14 protein-coding genes are annotated in these 16,259 nt (G+C 69.7%); all 14 read right to left on the bottom strand.

The genetic code is table 11. From position 1 onward, the window contains the following. Positions 1-31: 31 nt before the first annotated feature. Entirely contained in the window at positions 32-1,645 is a 1,614-nt protein-coding gene (gene nuoN / locus H9I49_RS13215) for an NADH-quinone oxidoreductase subunit NuoN (RefSeq protein ID WP_188030832.1), read from the bottom strand. Beyond that, positions 1,642-3,243 (bottom strand): NADH-quinone oxidoreductase subunit M, encoded by a 1,602-nt coding sequence (locus H9I49_RS13220; protein WP_188031218.1) that lies wholly within the window; start codon positions 3,241-3,243, stop codon positions 1,642-1,644. Before H9I49_RS13220 ends, nuoN begins: the two co-directional genes overlap by 4 nt. Positions 3,244-3,251: 8 nt before the next feature. Then, the gene (gene nuoL, locus H9I49_RS13225) at positions 3,252-5,237 is read right to left on the bottom strand and encodes an NADH-quinone oxidoreductase subunit L (RefSeq protein WP_223128665.1); all 1,986 of its coding nucleotides are present in this window, start codon (positions 5,235-5,237) and stop codon (positions 3,252-3,254) included. Between the two features lie 15 nt (positions 5,238-5,252). Next, on the bottom strand, positions 5,253-5,543 hold the full coding sequence (gene nuoK / locus H9I49_RS13230) for an NADH-quinone oxidoreductase subunit NuoK (RefSeq protein ID WP_223128747.1): 291 nt from the start codon (positions 5,541-5,543) through the stop codon (positions 5,253-5,255). A 5-nt stretch (positions 5,544-5,548) separates the two neighbouring features. After that, entirely contained in the window at positions 5,549-6,337 is a 789-nt protein-coding gene (locus H9I49_RS13235; RefSeq protein ID WP_188030834.1) for an NADH-quinone oxidoreductase subunit J, read from the bottom strand. After that, positions 6,334-7,143 (bottom strand): NADH-quinone oxidoreductase subunit NuoI, encoded by an 810-nt coding sequence (nuoI, locus tag H9I49_RS13240; protein ID WP_188030835.1) that lies wholly within the window; start codon positions 7,141-7,143, stop codon positions 6,334-6,336. The genes H9I49_RS13235 and nuoI overlap by 4 nt, the downstream gene beginning before the upstream one ends. Next, positions 7,136-8,548 carry an NADH-quinone oxidoreductase subunit NuoH gene (nuoH, locus tag H9I49_RS13245; protein ID WP_188030836.1) on the bottom strand — a complete coding sequence of 471 codons (1,413 nt, stop codon included), beginning with the start codon at positions 8,546-8,548 and terminating at the stop codon, positions 7,136-7,138. The genes nuoI and nuoH overlap by 8 nt, the downstream gene beginning before the upstream one ends. After that, positions 8,545-11,001: an NADH-quinone oxidoreductase subunit G gene (locus H9I49_RS13250; RefSeq protein ID WP_188030837.1), complete on the bottom strand. Its 2,457-nt coding sequence runs from the start codon at positions 10,999-11,001 to the stop codon at positions 8,545-8,547. The genes nuoH and H9I49_RS13250 overlap by 4 nt, the downstream gene beginning before the upstream one ends. After that, positions 10,998-12,341, bottom strand: a complete 1,344-nt coding sequence (gene nuoF, locus H9I49_RS13255) for an NADH-quinone oxidoreductase subunit NuoF (protein ID WP_188030838.1) — start codon at positions 12,339-12,341, stop codon at positions 10,998-11,000. Before nuoF ends, H9I49_RS13250 begins: the two co-directional genes overlap by 4 nt. After that, positions 12,338-13,093 (bottom strand): NADH-quinone oxidoreductase subunit NuoE, encoded by a 756-nt coding sequence (nuoE, locus tag H9I49_RS13260; RefSeq protein ID WP_188030839.1) that lies wholly within the window; start codon positions 13,091-13,093, stop codon positions 12,338-12,340. Before nuoE ends, nuoF begins: the two co-directional genes overlap by 4 nt. Beyond that, the gene (locus H9I49_RS13265) at positions 13,090-14,487 is read right to left on the bottom strand and encodes an NADH-quinone oxidoreductase subunit D (protein ID WP_188030840.1); all 1,398 of its coding nucleotides are present in this window, start codon (positions 14,485-14,487) and stop codon (positions 13,090-13,092) included. The genes nuoE and H9I49_RS13265 overlap by 4 nt, the downstream gene beginning before the upstream one ends. Then, positions 14,487-15,272: an NADH-quinone oxidoreductase subunit C gene (locus H9I49_RS13270; protein WP_188030841.1), complete on the bottom strand. Its 786-nt coding sequence runs from the start codon at positions 15,270-15,272 to the stop codon at positions 14,487-14,489. Before H9I49_RS13270 ends, H9I49_RS13265 begins: the two co-directional genes overlap by 1 nt. Next, a complete protein-coding gene (locus tag H9I49_RS13275) occupies positions 15,269-15,823 on the bottom strand; it encodes an NADH-quinone oxidoreductase subunit B family protein (protein WP_147067641.1) in 555 nt (184 codons plus the stop codon). The genes H9I49_RS13270 and H9I49_RS13275 overlap by 4 nt, the downstream gene beginning before the upstream one ends. A 65-nt stretch (positions 15,824-15,888) precedes the next feature. Next, positions 15,889-16,248 carry an NADH-quinone oxidoreductase subunit A gene (locus tag H9I49_RS13280; RefSeq protein WP_188030842.1) on the bottom strand — a complete coding sequence of 120 codons (360 nt, stop codon included), beginning with the start codon at positions 16,246-16,248 and terminating at the stop codon, positions 15,889-15,891. Between the last annotated feature and the right edge of the window lie 11 nt (positions 16,249-16,259).

Raw genomic sequence — 16,259 nt, forward strand, 5'->3', positions numbered from 1 at the left:
ACCTCGTGACCGTGCAGCGGCGAGCCGGCCGTCATCGGACGAACTGCGAGGCCCGGTCGGCCAGGTCGAGCAGGGCCGACGGCAGGACACCGAGGGCGAGCGTCACCAGCGTGCCGATGGAGATCGAGAACGTCGTCGACACCGACGGCGTGACGACCTCGACGCCGTCGTCGGGAGCCTCGCTGAAGAACATCAGCACGATCACGCGGGCATAGACGAAGACCGTGATCGCGCTGCACACGACACCGACGACCGCGAGCACCGTGCCCGTCGCGCCACCCGTGCCGACCGCTGCCGAGAAGACCGCGAACTTCGAGACGAAGCCAGAGGTCAGCGGGATGCCGGCGAAGGCGAGCATGAGGAAGGCGAACGCCCCGGCGACGACGGGGTAGCGCCTGCCGAGACCCGCCCACTGCGACAGGTGCGTCGCCTCGGCGCCGTTCTGGCGCACGAGGGAGATGATGGCGAACGCCGCGATGGTCGAGAAGCCGTAGGCGACGAGGTAGAAGAGCACAGCGCCGACGGCCTTGCGGTCGAAGGCGAGCACGCCGACGAGGATGAAGCCCGCGTGCGCGATCGAGGAGTACGCGAGCAGGCGCTTCATGTCGGTCTGCGTCACCGACAGGACCGCGCCGACGACCATCGTCAGCAGCGCGACGATGACGAGTGCGTTGGTCCACTCCCAGCGACCCGTGTCGAGACCGACGTACGCCAGGCGCAGGATCGCACCGAACGCTGCGGCCTTCGTGCACGCGGCCATGAAGCCCGTGACCGGGGTCGGGGCGCCCTGGTAGACGTCGGGCGTCCAGGCGTGGAACGGCACCGCGCCGACCTTGAAGAGCAGGCCGACGAAGACGAGGAACGCACCCGGCAGGAGCAGGCCGTTCATGGCGAGCGGACCGCTCGCGATGGCCTTGCTCAGGTCACCGAAGTACACCGAGCCGGCGTAGCCGTAGAGCAGGGCCGTGCCGAAGAGGAAGAAGGCCGAGCTGAAGGCGCCGAGCAGGAAGTACTTGAGCGAGGCCTCCTGCGAGAGCAGGCGCCGACGACGAGCGAGGCCGGACAGGATGTAGAGCGGCAGCGAGAGGACCTCGAGCGCGACGAACATGCCGATGAGGTCGTTCGTCGTGGGGAAGAGCATCATGCCGAAGATCGCGAACATCGTGAGCGGGAAGACCTCGGAGGTGAGCGCACCCGCCCGGACGGCCGCCGACTCGGTCGGCGAGCCCGGCGTCGAGGCACCGCTCGGCGTGAACGCGTCGGGACCCACACCACCGAACCGCTCGGCCATCGTCAGCACCCCTAGCACGCCCATGAGCAAGATCGCGCCCTGCATGAACAGTGCCGGGCCGTCGATGGCGAGGGCGAACAGCTGCCGGTTGGTAGAGCCGTCGGTCAGGCCCATCGTGACGCCCTGGTGCTTCGCCGCGAGGATGAGCGATGCGGCTGCCGCGAGCAGACCCACGACGGCGAGGCCGACCTGGATCGCGTGGCGCTTCTCGCGCGCGGCGAACGCCTCGACGAGGACGCCGACGAGCGCCGTGCCGAAGACGATGAGCAACGGCAGGATCGCGAGGTAGTCGACGTTCGACTGCTGGAACGCTGCGGGAAGAGCGGGCAGCGCCAGCGGAGCGACGGCGGTCACTTCGAGCTCCCTTCGGCCACGGTGCCGGCCGGGTTGAGGTTCGGGATGGCTTCCTGGACGAACGACAGGGTCTTGTCGACGGCCGGGTTGATGACGTCGAGCGCGAGGTTGGGCACGAAGCCGAGCACGAGGAACGCGGCCAGCAGCGGCGCGGCCACGAGCTTCTCCCGAGTCGTCAGGTCACGCACGACGGTGAGGCCGCGTCGGCCCGAGTCGTCGAGCCGGTCGTACTCCCGTGCGCCCACGAGGCCCTCGGGCCTCGGCCCCGTCGCGATCTTCTTGTACATGAGCAGGATGTAGAGCGCCGCGAGGATGATGCCGGACGTCGCGATGACGGCGGCCACTGGCTGCGTCGAGAAGCTGCCGACGAGCACGAGGAACTCCGAGACGAAGCTCGCCAGGCCCGGCAGGGCCAGGCCCGAGAGGCCGGCGACGAGGAAGATGCCGGCGAGAGCGGGCGTGATGCGCTGCCACCCGCCGAAGTCGGGGATGCGCTTGCTCCCGCGACGGCGCACGAGCATGGCCGCGAAGAGGAAGAGCGCCGCGGTCGAGAACCCGTGGTTGACCATGTAGAGGGTCGAGCCCGAGTGGCCGACGCTGGTGAAGGCGAAGATGCCGAGCACGATGAAGCCGAAGTGGCTCACCGAGGTGTACGACACGAGGCGCATCATGTCGGTCTGGCCGATGGCGAGCAGCGCGCCGTAGATGACCGACAGCACAGCGAGGGCGACGACGAGCGGCGTGGCCCACTGGCTCGCCTCCGGGAAGAGCTGGAGGCAGAAGCGGATCATCCCGAACGTGCCGACCTTGTCGAGGACGCCCACGAGGAGCGTCGCCGTGGCGGGCGAGGACTCGGTGGCGGCATCGGGCAGCCAGGTGTGGAACGGCACCATCGGCGCCTTGACCGCGAAGGCGAAGAAGAAGCCGAAGAAGAGCAGCCGCTCGGTGGTCGGGTCGAGCGAGAGGCCGGTGAGGCGGCTGATGAGGAAGCCGTCGGCGCCGCCCGGGCCCTGCAGGTAGAGCGCGATGACGGCGACGAGCATGATGAGCCCACCGGCGAGCGAGAAGAGCAGGAACTTCATCGCGGCGTACTGCCTGCGCGGCCCGCCGAAGCGGCCGATGAGGAAGTAGACCGGGATGAGCATCGCCTCGAAGAAGACGTAGAAGAGGAACACGTCGGTCGCGGCGAAGACGCCGACCATGAACGTCTCGAGCACGAGCAGCAGCGCGAAGTACGTCTTGGCGCGCTGCGCACCGCGCGGCCCGGCCTCCACCGGCACGTCGTGCCAGGCCGCGAGCAGGCAGACCGGTGTCAGGACGAGTGCCATGAGGATGAGCACGAGGGCGATGCCGTCGACGCCGAGGGCGTAGGAGACACCGAACTGCGGGATCCACGAGTGCTGCTCACCGAGCTGGAACTGCGCGCTCGACGCGCGGTCGAACTGCGTCGCCGCGACGATGCCGACGACGAGCGTGACGAGGGAGAACCCGAGCGCCATCCGCTTGGCGTTCTCGGCCGTGCCCGGCACGAAGGCGACGAGGAGCGCGCCGACGAGCGGGATGAGCCCGACAATCGTCAGCCACGGGACGCTGGACATGGTCGTCATCAGGAGATCACCCACAGTGCACCGAGGATGGCGACGACACCGGCGAGCATCGTCAGGGCGTAGGAGCGCGCGAAGCCGTTCTGCAGCCTGCGCAGGCGCGAGCTCGTGCCGCCGACGAGGGCGGCGAGCCCGCCGGCCGCACCGTCGACGCCCTTGCCGTCCGCGAAGACGAGCGAGCGCGTGAGGTGAATGCCGGGTCGCATGAGGAGGGCCTCGTTGACCTGGTCCTGGTAGAGGTCCTGGCGTGCGGCCTGCGTGGCGAGGCTGCCTGCGGGGGCCGTGACCGCGACGTCGTCGCGCCAGTAGCGCATCCACGCGTAGCCGGCTCCGGCGGCGATGAGCACCAGGGTCAGCACGATGAGCAGCCACGGCGGGAGCACCGGGTGCGCTCCCTCCGGCTCTGCCCCGGTCACCGGCTCGAGCCATGTGCTGATGCCGCCGGTGACGCCGAGGACCAGACCGAGGAAGGCCGAGCCGACCGCGAGGACCATCATCGGCACCGTCATCAACAGGCCGGACTCGTGCGGGTGCACGTCGTCGGTCCACCGCTTCTTGCCGTGGAAGGTCATGAAGAACAGGCGCGACATGTAGAACGCGGTGATGCCCGCGCCGACGAGCGCGGCCGTGCCGAACACCCACGGACGCCAACCCTCACCGATGAACGCGGCCTCGATGATCTTGTCCTTGGACCAGTAGCCCGAGAAGGGCGGCACACCGAGGATGGCCAGCCACCCCAGGCCGAACGTGGCCCAGGTGATCTTCATGGCGCCTGACAGGCCACCGAAGCGGCGCATGTCGACCTGGTCGTTCATGCCGTGCATGACGGAGCCCGCGCCGAGGAACATCCCGGCCTTGAAGAAGCCGTGCGTGAGCAGGTGGAAGATGGCGAACGCGTAACCGACCGGACCGAGGCCCGCGGCGAGCATCATGTAGCCGATCTGGCTCATCGTCGAGGCCGCGAGTGCCTTCTTGATGTCGTCCTTGGCGCAGCCGACGACGGCACCGAAGAGCAGCGTGATCGCGCCGACGATGACGACGACGAGCTGCGCGGTCGGGGCGGCCTCGAAGATCGGCGCGGAACGCACGACGAGGTAGACGCCGGCGGTCACCATGGTTGCCGCGTGGATCAGCGCCGAGACCGGTGTCGGGCCGGCCATGGCGTCGCCGAGCCAGCTCTGGAGCGGGAACTGCGCCGACTTGCCGCACGCACCGAGCAGGAGCATCAGGCCGATGGCCGTCATGAACCCCTGGTTCGCGTTGGTGCCGGCCTCGCCGAGCACGGTCGCGAAGTCGACGGCACCGAAGTGGAAGAACATGACGATGATCGCGATGGACAGGCCGAAGTCACCGACGCGGTTGGCGACGAAGGCCTTGTTGGCCGCGGTCGCGTAGGCCGGGTTGTAGTTCCAGAACCCGATGAGCAGATAGCTCGCGAGGCCGACGCCCTCCCAGCCGACGTACAGCAGCAGGTAGGAGTTGGCGAGGACGAGCAGCAGCATCGCCGCGACGAAGAGGTTGAGGTAGGCGAAGAAGCGCCGCTTGTCGACGTCGTGCTCCATGTACCCGATCGAGTACACGTGGATGAGCGAGCCCACGAAGGTGATGAGCAGCACGAAGGCCATCGACAGCTGGTCGACGAGCAGCCCTGCGCTCACCTTGAACGAGCCGGCGGCGACCCAGTCGAAGAGGTCGATGCCGACCGCGCGGTCCTCGGCGCCACGGCCGAGCATCGCGAAGAAGACGAGCGCGCCGACGACGAAGGCAGCCCAGGACAGGGCCGTCGCGAGCACGGGCCCGACCTTGTCGGTGCGGCGCCCGCCGAGGAGCAGGACGGCGGCACCGAGCAGCGGCAGCGCGACGAGCAGCCACGCGTATGCCGTCACGCCGGTGGCGGCGTGCGCCTCACCTGCGTGACCGGCGAGCCCGGTGGCATACGTGCTCAGCGTGCTCGACGAGCTCGCGAACGTCTGGACGAGAGTTCCCATTCTGGCCGGCGCTCCTTACAGCTTCAGCAGGTTGGCGTCGTCGACCGAGGCCGACCGGCGGGCGCGGAAGATCGCCATGATGATGGCGAGGCCCACGACGACCTCCGCGGCGGCGACGACCATGACGAACAGAGCCATGACCTGGCCGTCGAGGGAGCCGTGCATCCGGGAGAAGGTGACGAGGGCGAGGTTCGTCGCGTTGAGCATGAGCTCGACGCCCATGAAGACGATGATCGCGTTGCGTCGCGTCAGCACGGCGGCGGCGCCGATCGCGAAGAGCAGCACCGCGAGGTAGACGTAGTGCATCGGGCTCACTTGCTCCGACCCTCCTCGATCTCTCGCGCCATGTGACGCTCGACGTCCTGGATGCCGTCGGTGGTCGCGACCTGGTCGCGCGCGACGAGCACGCGCGAGACGGACAGGTCGCTGGGCGTGCCGTCGGGAAGCAGTGCCGGGGTGTCGACCGCGTTGTGGCGGGCGTAGACGCCCGGCGCGGGCAGGCCCGCGACGTTCGTGTTGTCGCGCACGCGCTTGGCGGCCCACTCGGCCTGCGTGATGCGTGGCGTGAGGCGCTCGCGGTGCGCGAGGACCATGGCGCCGAGCGCGGCCGTGATGAGCAGGGCGGAGGTGATCTCGAAGACCCAGACGTACTGGCCGAAGATCAGCTCGGCGACCCCGGTGACGTTGCCGGTCTCGGAGTTCGTCGAGACGAGCTTGTCCATCCCCGTCTGGACCGTCTGCTCGTCGATGACGGCGGCCCCGATCGAGAAGAGGAGCACGCCCGCGAGGCCGATGACGAGCAGGAACGAGGCCCAGCGGTGGCCCTTGATCGTCTCGACGACCGAGTCGGACGAGTCGACGCCCACGAGCATGAGGACGAAGAGGAAGAGCATCATCACGGCGCCCGTGTAGACGAAGATCTGCACGATCCCGAGGAAGTCGGCCTTCTGCATGATGTAGAAGACGCCGAGGATGCACATGACGAGCGCCATGCCCAGCGCGGCGTGCACGGCCTTCCTGGCGAAGAGCAGCCCCAGCGCCGCGATGACCGCGAGCGGGGCGAGCAGCCAGAAGCCGACGGCTTCGGCGGTGGAGGTCACGGGTTGGCCCCTTCCCGGGTGTGGGCGGCGGTCGGGTCGGCGGCGTGCACGACGTCGTGCTGACCGGGGACCGATGCCCCGACGTTGCCCGGCGCCTCGGCGAAGCCGCTCTCGTCGTCGTCGGCGTTGCCGGCGTCGTAGGCGTCGACGTACGCGCGCTGCCCGTCGGTCGGCCCGGTGACCTTGCCCAGGTAGTAGTCGCGCTCCTCCATGCCCTCGGCCATCGGGAACGGCGGCGGGAGCATGCCGCCCTGGAGCGGTGCGAGGAGCTGGTCCTTGGTGAAGATCAGCTTGCCGCGGTCGTTGTCGGCGAGCTCGTAGAAGTTCGTCATCGTCAGGGCGCGCGTCGGGCAGGCCTCGATGCACAGGCCGCAGAAGATGCAGCGCAGGTAGTTGATCTGGTAGACGCGGCCGTAGCGCTCGCCGGGGCTGAAGCGTCCGGCACCACCCGGGGTGTCGTCGTTGTCGGCGCCCTCGACGAGGATCGCGTCGGCCGGGCAGGCCCACGCGCACAGCTCGCAGCCGACGCACTTCTCGAGCCCGTCAGGGTGCCGGTTGAGCTGGTGGCGGCCGTGGAAGCGCGGCGCGGTGGGGCGCGGCTTCTCGGGGTACTCCTCGGTGGCGACCTTGCGGAACATCGTGGAGAACGACACCCCGAAGCCGGCGACGGGCGCGAAGAGCTCAGCGAGGAAGCCCTTCTCACGCTCCGAGCCCGGGCGCTGTTGGCGCGGCGAGCCCACCTCGGCCCCGTTCGGGCCCGTCGAGCCCTGGGGTGTGACGTCCTTGCCGACGGTGTCGTCAGCCATGGTCCTCCTCCTTGACGGCGGTCGAGGTGCGCGAGGTGCCGGCGGTCGTGAGGACCGGCTCGCGCGTGGCGCCGAGGCGCGGGCCCGGCTCGGCGAGGCGCTGGCCCGGCAGCGGCGGCACGGGGTAGCCGTCCTCGAACGGGTCGATCTCCTCCGGTGGGGCCTCGTCCTCGGCAGCGGCCTTGGCGGCCCGCTTGTCGTCCCAGATCCAGGCCGCGGCGAGCGCCATGACGGCGATGATGCTGACGATGACGACGGTGGCTACGGAGAGCTCCCGGCCGGCGATCGTCAGCTTGCTGTCGCCGAGGAAGCCGAGCTGCGCGCCACGGATGAAGGCGACGGCCACGACCCAGGCGAGGGTGATCGGGATGAGGAACTTCCAGCCGAAGCGCATGAACTGGTCGTAGCGCACACGCGGCAGCGAGCCGCGCAGCCAGACGAAGACGAACATGAACATCCACAGCTTGAGGGTGAACCACAGCAGGCCCCACCAGCCGCCGCCGAGCATGTTGTCGTTGATCGCCGAGACGAGCGGCGGGGCCTGCCAGCCGCCGAGGAACAGCGTCGTGGCGAGGGCCGAGACGGTGAACATGTTGACGTACTCGCCGAGGAAGAACATCGCGAAGCGCATCGAGGAGTACTCGGTGTGGAACCCACCGGTCAGCTCACCCTCGCCCTCGGCGAGGTCGAAGGGCAGACGGTTGGTCTCCCCGACCATGGTGATCACGTAGACGGCGAAGGAGAAGAACGCCGGCAGGATGTACCAGAGCGAGCTCTGGGCCGACACGATCGACGACGTCGACATCGAGCCGCTGTAGAGGAAGATGGCGACGAGCGAGAGGCCCATGGCGATCTCGTAGCTGATGACCTGGGCCGTCGAGCGCAGGCCGCCGAGCAGCGGGTAGGTCGAGCCGGAGCTCCAGCCCGCGAGGATGATGCCGTAGACGCCGACCGACGCCACGGCGAGCACGAGAAGCACCGCGACGGGGACGTCGGTGACCTGCAGAGGCGTCTCGTGGCCGAACATCGAGACCGTGCCGCCCAGCGGGATGATCGCGAACGACACGAAGGCCATCGTCGCGGCGATGAGCGGCGCGAGCGTGTAGATGAGCTTCTCGGCGTTGGCCGGCGTGATGTCTTCCTTGAGCATCGACTTCATGCCGTCGGCGAGGGTCTGGAGCAGGCCGAACGGGCCGTTGCGGTTGGGGCCGGGGCGCTGCTGCATGCGGCCGATGACTCGGCGCTCGAACCAGATCACGAGCAGCGTCGACAGCAGCAGGTAGACGAAGATGCCGACGGCCTTGATCAGGGCCACCCACCACGGGGTGTCGCTGAAGTCGGCCGAGGGGTTCTCGGTCATGGGCAGCGTCGCCGCCACCCCGTATGCGGTCAGGCCGAGGCTCATGCCGCACCACCCTTCGTGACGTGGACGCGGCCGCCGGCGTCGGTGCCGAGGCCCGTGCGGACGGAGACGTCCTGGTTGGTCGAGCGCGAGTTGGTCGGGAGCCAGACGACGCCGTCGACCATCGACTCGGTGACGGCCGCGGGCAGGGTGACGCTGCCGGCCGGTCCGGTCACCGTGACGTCGTCGCCGTCGACGACACCGAGCGCGGCGGCCGAGGAGACGGACAGGCGGGCGACGGCCTTCGGCGCGGTGCCGGCGAGGAACGGCTCACCGTCCTGCATACGGCCGGCGTCGAGGAGCGTGGCCCACGTGGACAGGACGAAGTCGCCGCTGCCGTCGGGAGCGGCCGCGGCCCGCTGGCCGGCGGGGGCGCTCGTTGCACGGGCGCCGCTCCACGGGCCGAGGGCCTCGAACTGGGCGTGGATCTCGCGCTGCGTGCGGGTCTCGAGGAAGAAGCCCATCTCGCCGGCGAGCATGTCGAGTGCACGGTGGTCGCTGACGGCGTTGGTCGTCAGGGCCTCGTCGAAGGCGCGGACGCGGCCCTCCCAGTTGACGTAGGTGCCGGCCTTCTCGGCCTGGGCGGCGACGGGGAGCACGACGTCGGCCACGGCCGTGACGGCGGACTCGCGCAGCTCGAGGGAGACGACGAAAGCCTTCTCGAGGGCCGCGACGGCTGCCGGGTCACCGAGGTCGGCCGTGTCGACTCCCCCGACGACGAGCGCGTCGACGTCGCCCGCGGCGGCCGCCGCGATGATGCCGGAGGTGTCACGGGCCGGCAGGGCGGGCAGCTGGTCGACGTCCCACGCGCGGGCCACCTCGGCCCGGGCCGCGGCGTCGGCGACGGGACGGCCACCGGGCAGGAGCGCGCCGAGCGCACCGGCCTCGAGGGCACCGCGCTCCCCCGCCCGACGCGGCACCCACGCGAGGCGGGCACCGGTCGTGGCTGCGAGGTCGGCCACGGCGCGCAGGGCGCCCGGCGACGTGGCGAGGCGTTCCCCGACGAGCACGATGCCGCCACCGGAGAGGGCCTCGCGGGCCTTCGCGCCGATCTCGGACGAGCCGAGGTCGGCGACGGCCACGGCCTCGTCACCGGGGACGGTCGGCAGCAGCGTGCCCCCGAGCTTGGTGAGGCCGCGCGTCGCGTGGGACGCGACGGCATACACCTGGGTCTTGTGCTTGCGGTACGCCTTGCGCAGGCGCAGGAAGACGATCGGGCTCTCGTCCTCGGGCTCGAACCCGACGAGCAGGACGGCGGGGGCCGTCTCGAGGTCCGCGTAGGTCACCGCGCCGCCCTCGGGGCCGGTCGCGGCCACGTGCTCGGCGAGGAAGGCGACCTCCTCGGCCGAGTGCGGGCGGGCCCGGAAGTCGACGTCGTTGGTGTTGAGCGCGATGCGCGCGAACTTGCCGTAGGCGTAGGCGTCCTCGGCCGACACGCGACCCCCGACGAGCACGCCGGCGGCCCTCGCGCGGGAGAGGCCGGCGGCCGCGGCGGCGAGAGCCTCGGGCCAGGCGGCGACGCGGAGCTCGCCGTCGGCGTCGCGCACCATCGGGAGCTGGATGCGGTCGGGCAGCGTGGCGTACGTGAAGGCCCAGCGACCCTTGTCGCAGTTCCACTCCTCGTTGACCGCCTGGTCCTCCGCGGCCATCCGCCGCAGCACGACGCCGCGGCGGTGGTCGGTGCGGATCGCGCAGCCGCTCGCGCAGTGCTCGCAGACCGACGGCGTCGACACCAGGTCGAACGGACGGCTGCGGAAGCGGTACGCCGCGCCGGTGAGAGCGCCGACCGGGCAGATCTGCACGGTGTTGCCGGAGAAGTAGCTCTCGAAGGGCTGCTCCTCGTAGATGCCGATCTGCTGGAGCGCGCCGCGCTCGACGAGGGCGATGAACGGGTCACCGGCGACCTGGTCGGAGAAGCGCGTGCAGCGCGCGCACAGCACGCAGCGCTCGCGGTCGAGCAGGACCTGCGAGGAGATGTTGACCGGCTTGGGGTAGGTGCGCTTGACGTCCTCGAAGCGCGACACCGGGCGGCCCGCGCTCATCGCCTGGTTCTGCAGGGGGCACTCGCCGCCCTTGTCGCAGACCGGGCAGTCGAGAGGGTGGTTGATGAGGAGCAGCTCCATGACACCCTGCTGCGCCTTGTCAGCGACCTTCGAGGTGTTCTGGGTGTTGACGACCATGCCCTCGGAGACGGTCATGGTGCACGAGGCCTGCGGCTTCGGCATCGGCCGCACGTTGCCCTCGCGGTCGGGCATCGCGACGTCGACGAGGCACTGGCGGCAGGCGCCCACCGGGTCGAGCAGCGGGTGGTCGCAGAAGCGCGGGATCTCGACGCCGATCTGCTCTGCGGCGCGGATGACCAGCGTGCCCTTGGCGACGCTGACGGGCACGCCGTCGATCGTCAGGCTGACCTGGTCGGGCTTCGTCTCCGTGGCGTTGGAGGCTGTGGCGGTCATGCGGACACCATCCCGCTGGACTCCTTGGTCGTGACCTGGGTCTGGACAGGGAAGAGCACCGACCGCTCCGGCGGGAAGAGCTCGTGCGCGGGGGTGTGCATGCCGGCCTCGAACTCGTCGCGGAAGTACTTCACGGCCGAGGTGATCGGGCTCGTGGCCGCGTCACCGAGGGCGCAGAAGCTGCGGCCGAGGATGTTGTCGCAGATGTCGACGAGCTTGTCGATGTCGTCCTGCGTGCCCTGGCCGTTCTCGATGCGGTTCATGATCTGGCGCAGCCACCACGTGCCCTCACGGCACGGGGTGCACTTGCCGCAGGACTCGTGGGCGTAGAAGTCGGTCCAGCGGGCGACGGCCCGCACGACCGAGACGGTCTCGTCGAAGACCTGCAGGGCACGCGTGCCGAGCATCGAGCCGGCTGCGGCGACCGAGTCGAAGTCGAGTGGCACGTCGAGGTGCTCCTCGGTGAAGATCGGCGTCGAGGAGCCGCCGGGGGTCCAGAACTTCAGCTTCTTGCCGCCGCGCATGCCGCCCGCGAGCTCGATGAGCTCGCGCATCGTGATGCCGAGCGGCGCCTCGAACTGGCCCGGGTTGGTGACGTGGCCCGAAAGGCTGAAGATGCCGAAGCCCGTGGACTTCTCGGTGCCCATGCCCTTGAACCAGTCGGCGCCCTCGAGGATGATCCCCGGCACGGAGGCGATGGACTCGACGTTGTTGACCGAGGTGGGGCGCGCGTACAGACCGGCGGCACCGGGGAACGGCGGCTTGAGGCGCGGCTGGCCGCGGCGACCCTCGAGCGAGTCGAGCAGAGCCGTCTCCTCACCGCAGATGTAGGCGCCGGCACCGGCGTGCACGGTGATGTCGACCTTGACGCCCTTGCCGCCGACGTTGTCGCCGAGGTAGCCCGCCGCACGGGCCTCCTCGACCGCGCGCAGCAGGCGGCGGTAGACGTGGACGACCTCGCCGCGCAGGTAGATGAACGCGTGCTCGCAGCCGATGGCATACGAGGAGATGGCCACGCCCTCGATGAGCGAGTGCGGGTTGGCCATCATGAGCGGGACGTCCTTGCAGGTGCCCGGCTCGGACTCGTCGGCGTTGACGACGAGGTAGCGCGGCCCGCCGTCGGGCGGGCTCATGAACGACCACTTCATGCCGGTCGGGAAGCCTGCGCCGCCGCGGCCGCGGATGCTGGAGTCCTTGACCGCGTCGATGATCGCCTGCGGCTGCATGTCGAGGGCCTTCTTGAGGGCCTTGTAGCCGTCGTGGCGCTCGTAGGTCGCGAGGGTCCAGGACTGCGGGTCGTCCCAGAACTTCGTGAGGATCGGGGTCAGCGTGTCGGTCACTTCGATCCGTCCTTCCGGTCCGCGTGCGACGTGCTCGAGCCGTTGCTGCCGGGGGCGACCCAGCCGCGCTCGTTGGCGATGTTGAGGCCGAGCAGCGACGCCGGACCGGCGCCCACGCCCTCGTCGGCGCGACCGTCCTCGAAACCGGCGAGCACCCGCGAGACCTCCTTGAACGTGCAGACCTTGCCCGCGCCGCGGGTCGGCGCGACGTCCTTGCCGGCGCGGAGGTCCTCGACGAGGCCGATCGTGCTCTCGGGTGTCTGGTTGTCGAAGAACTCCCAGTTGGCCATGACGACCGGCGCGTAGTCGCACGCCGCGTTGCACTCGACGCGCTCGAGGGTGATCCTGCCGTCCTCGGTCGTCTCGTCGTGGCCGATGCCCAGGTGCTCCGAGACACGCTCGAAGATGAGGTCGCCGCCCATGACGGCGCACAGCGTGTTGGTGCAGACGCCGACCGTGTAGTCACCGTTGGGGTGGCGCTTGTACTGCGTGTAGAACGTCGCGACCCCGCTGACCTCGGCCTCGGTGAGGTCGAGGACCTCGGCGCAGAAGCTGACACCGCGACCGGTGACGTAGCCGTCGACCGACTGCACGAGGTGCAGCAGCGGAAGCAGGGCCGAACGCTTCTGCGGGTAACGCGCGATGACCTCGGCGGCGTCGGCGTGCAGGCTCTCCAGGACGTCGGCGGCGTACGGCGCCTTGGACTCGGGGCTGACGTGCAGGTGCCCGGATGCGTCGTGACCGGCGCTCATCGGTCCACACCTCCCATGACGGGGTCGATCGAGGCGACGGCGACGATGACGTCGGCGATCTGGCTGCCTTCGCACATCGCGGCCACGGCCTGCAGGTTGTTGAAGCTCGGGTCGCGGAAGTGTGCGCGGTAGGGGCGCGTGCCCCCGTCGGAGACGAGGTGGCAGCCCAGCTCGCCCTTCGGCGACTCGACGGCCTGGTAGACCTGGCCCGGCGGGACCCGAAAACCCTCGGTGACGAGCTTGAAGTGGTGGATCAGCGACTCCATCGAGGTGCCCATGATCTCGCGGATGTGGTCGAGGCTGTTGCCGAGGCCGTCGCCGCCCAGCGCGAGCTGCGCCGGCCACGCGATCTTCTTGTCCTCGACCATCACCGCGTTGTTGGCGCCCTCGTCGGCCTGGAGGCGGTCGATGCACTGCTCGACGATCTTGAGCGACTCGTACATCTCGTCGATGCGGATGCGCAGGCGGCCGTAGGCGTCCTGGCTGGTGCGCGTGATGACGTCGAAGTCGTACGTCTCGTAGCCGCAGTACGGGTCGAGCTTGCGCAGGTCGTGCGGCAGCCCGGCCGAGCGGAGCACGGGGCCCGTGACGCCGAGCGCCATGCATCCGGCGAGGTTGAGCACCCCCACGTCGACGGTTCGGCCCTTGAGGACGGGGTTCTCGTTGAGCAGCGCCTCGAGCTCGCCGAGGCCACGGCGCACCTCGGGCACCATGTCGCGCAGCGCGTCGATGGCGCCGGGCGGCAGGTCCTGGGCGACGCCGCCGGGGCGGATGTACGCGTTGTTCATGCGCAGGCCGGTGACCATCTCGAAGATCCGCAGGACGCGCTCACGCTCGCGGAAGGCGACGGTCATGACGGTCGTCGCGCCCATCTCCATGCCGCCGGTGCCGAGGCAGACGGTGTGGGAGTTGATGCGCGAGAGCTCCATCATCAGGACGCGGATGACACTCGCCCGCTCGGGGATCTGGTCGGTGATGCCGAGCAGCTTCTCGATGGCGAGGCAGTACGCGGCCTCCTGGTACATGGACGTCAGGTAGTCCATGCGCGTGCAGAACGTGACGCCCTGCACCCAGGTGCGGTACTCCATGTTCTTCTCGATGCCGGTGTGCAGGTAGCCGATGCCCGCGCGGGCCTCGGTCACCGTCTCGCCGTCGATCTCGAGGATGAGGCGGAGCACGCCGTGCGTCGACGGGTGCTGCGGACCCATGTTGACGACGATGCGCTCCTCGCCGAGCGAGGTGGCCTCGTCGACGAGGTCGTTCCAGTCACCGCCCGCGGCGTTGAAGACGTGCGCGCCCTCGCTGGCCTGCTCGTCGGCCACGGAGGTGGCGTAGACGTCGTTGGCGCCGGAGTCCGGCAGCTCGGTCTGGGTGAACTCGGTGTGCGTGCTCATCAGGTGTACGACCTCCGCTGGTCCGGCGGTGGGATGGTGGCGCCCTTGTACTCGACGGGGATGCCGCCGAGGGGGTAGTCCTTGCGTTGCGGGTGGCCCGGCCAGTCGTCGGGCATGAGGATGCGGGTCAGGGCGGGGTGCCCGTCGAACTCGATGCCGAACATGTCCCAGGTCTCGCGCTCGTGCCAGTCGTTGGCCGGGTAGACCGAGACGACGGACGGGATGTGCCGGTCGTCCTCGGGGCAGGAGACCTCGAGGCGGACGCGACGGCCACCGTGCGTGATCGACAGCAGGTGGTAGACCGCGTGCAGCTCCTCGCCGCCCCGGTCGGGGTAGTGGACCCCCGAGACGCCGGTGCACACCTCGAAGCGCAGGGACGGGTCGTCGCGCATGACACGCGCGACGGCCAGCAGGTGCTCGCGGCGCACGTGGATGGTCATCTCGCCCCGGTCGACGACGACCGCCGAGACGGCCTCTGCGTAGGAGGCTGTGCCACCGACGAGTCCGCGCTCGAGGTTGTCGGCGATCTCGTCGAAGTAGCTCCCGTAAGGGCGCTCGGCGGCGCCCGCGACGAGGATGGGGCGGACGAGCCCGCTGTAGCCACTCGTGTCCGCGCCCTGCGTGGCTCCGAACATCCCCCGCCGGACCCCGACGACGACGGGCTCCGCGCCGGCGGCCGCCTGCTGGCGGACCTCGATCTCGTGCGGGGTCAGGCCGGAGGTCTGGTCCTTGGTCGTGTCGGCGTTCACGGCGGCCGTGTCGTCCTTCTTCTCGCCGTCGCTCATGCGAGCAGGCCCTTCATCTGGTGGGTCGGCGTCGCGGACAGCGCGGCGGCCTCGGCGGCCTTCGCGGCGGCCTCGCGGTTGACGCCGAGGGGCGAGGTCTCGATCTGGTGGTGCAGCTCGATGATCGCGTTGAGCAGCATCTGCGGGCGCGGCGGACAGCCCGGCAGGTAGATGTCGACGGGGATGATGTGGTCGACGCCCTGGACGATCGCGTAGTTGTTGAACATGCCGCCCGAGCTCGCGCAGACGCCCATCGAGATGACCCACTTGGGGTTGGGCATCTGGTCGTAGACCTGGCGCACGACGGGGGCCATCTTCTGGCTGACGCGGCCGGCGACGATCATGAGGTCGGCCTGGCGCGGCGTCGCCGAGAAGCGCTCCATGCCGAAGCGGGCGATGTCGTAGTCGGGCGTGCCGACGGCCATCATCTCGATCGCGCAGCAGGCGAGGCCGAACGTCGCCGGCCAGATCGAGGCCTTGCGCATGTAGCCGGCGAGGCCCTCGACGGTCGAGAGCAGGAACCCGGCTGGGAGCTTCTCTTCGAGACCCATTGCTTACTCCTTAGCTTTCCTGACGAACCCGGTGGACGCGTACCGCTGGTGCGGCGCTCCGGGCCTCAGTCCCACTCCAGTCCGCCGCGACGCCAGACGTACGCGTACGCGACGAACACCGTGATGATGAACAGGACCATCTCGACCAGCGCGAAGAGGCCCAGCTTGTTGAAGGCCACCGCGAACGGGTAGAGGAAGACCGACTCGATGTCGAAGATGATGAAGAGCATCGCCGTCAGGTAGTACTTGATCGGCACGCGCCCACCGCCGGCCGCGTGCGGCGTCGGCTGGATGCCGCACTCATAGGCCTCGAGCTTGGCGCGGTTGTAGCGCTTCGGGCCCACCACGAGCGAGGTGAAGACCGACAGCGCGGCGAACGCGAAGCCGAGCCCCAGCATGAACAGGATCGGGACGTAGGAGTTCATCCGAGGTCACG

The sequence above is a fragment of the Terrabacter sp. MAHUQ-38 genome (genome assembly GCF_014518425.1).
Taxonomy (GTDB): Bacteria; Actinomycetota; Actinomycetes; order Actinomycetales; family Dermatophilaceae; genus Terrabacter.

Excerpts from the sequence above, each read along its gene's own strand:
- H9I49_RS13220 (WP_188031218.1), bottom strand. The coding sequence starts at position 3,243 with ATGTCCAGCGTCCCGTGGCTGACGATTGTCGGGCTCATCCCGCTCGTC.
- nuoL (WP_223128665.1), bottom strand. The coding sequence starts at position 5,237 with ATGGGAACTCTCGTCCAGACGTTCGCGAGCTCGTCGAGCACGCTGAGC.
- nuoK (WP_223128747.1), bottom strand. The coding sequence starts at position 5,543 with ATGCACTACGTCTACCTCGCGGTGCTGCTCTTCGCGATCGGCGCCGCC.
- nuoI (WP_188030835.1), bottom strand. The coding sequence starts at position 7,143 with ATGGCTGACGACACCGTCGGCAAGGACGTCACACCCCAGGGCTCGACG.
- nuoH (WP_188030836.1), bottom strand. The coding sequence starts at position 8,548 with ATGAGCCTCGGCCTGACCGCATACGGGGTGGCGGCGACGCTGCCCATG.
- H9I49_RS13250 (WP_188030837.1), bottom strand. The coding sequence starts at position 11,001 with ATGACCGCCACAGCCTCCAACGCCACGGAGACGAAGCCCGACCAGGTC.
- nuoE (WP_188030839.1), bottom strand. The coding sequence starts at position 13,093 with ATGAGCGCCGGTCACGACGCATCCGGGCACCTGCACGTCAGCCCCGAG.
- H9I49_RS13265 (WP_188030840.1), bottom strand. The coding sequence starts at position 14,487 with ATGAGCACGCACACCGAGTTCACCCAGACCGAGCTGCCGGACTCCGGC.
- H9I49_RS13270 (WP_188030841.1), bottom strand. The coding sequence starts at position 15,272 with ATGAGCGACGGCGAGAAGAAGGACGACACGGCCGCCGTGAACGCCGAC.
- H9I49_RS13275 (WP_147067641.1), bottom strand. The coding sequence starts at position 15,823 with ATGGGTCTCGAAGAGAAGCTCCCAGCCGGGTTCCTGCTCTCGACCGTC.
- H9I49_RS13280 (WP_188030842.1), bottom strand. The coding sequence starts at position 16,248 with ATGAACTCCTACGTCCCGATCCTGTTCATGCTGGGGCTCGGCTTCGCG.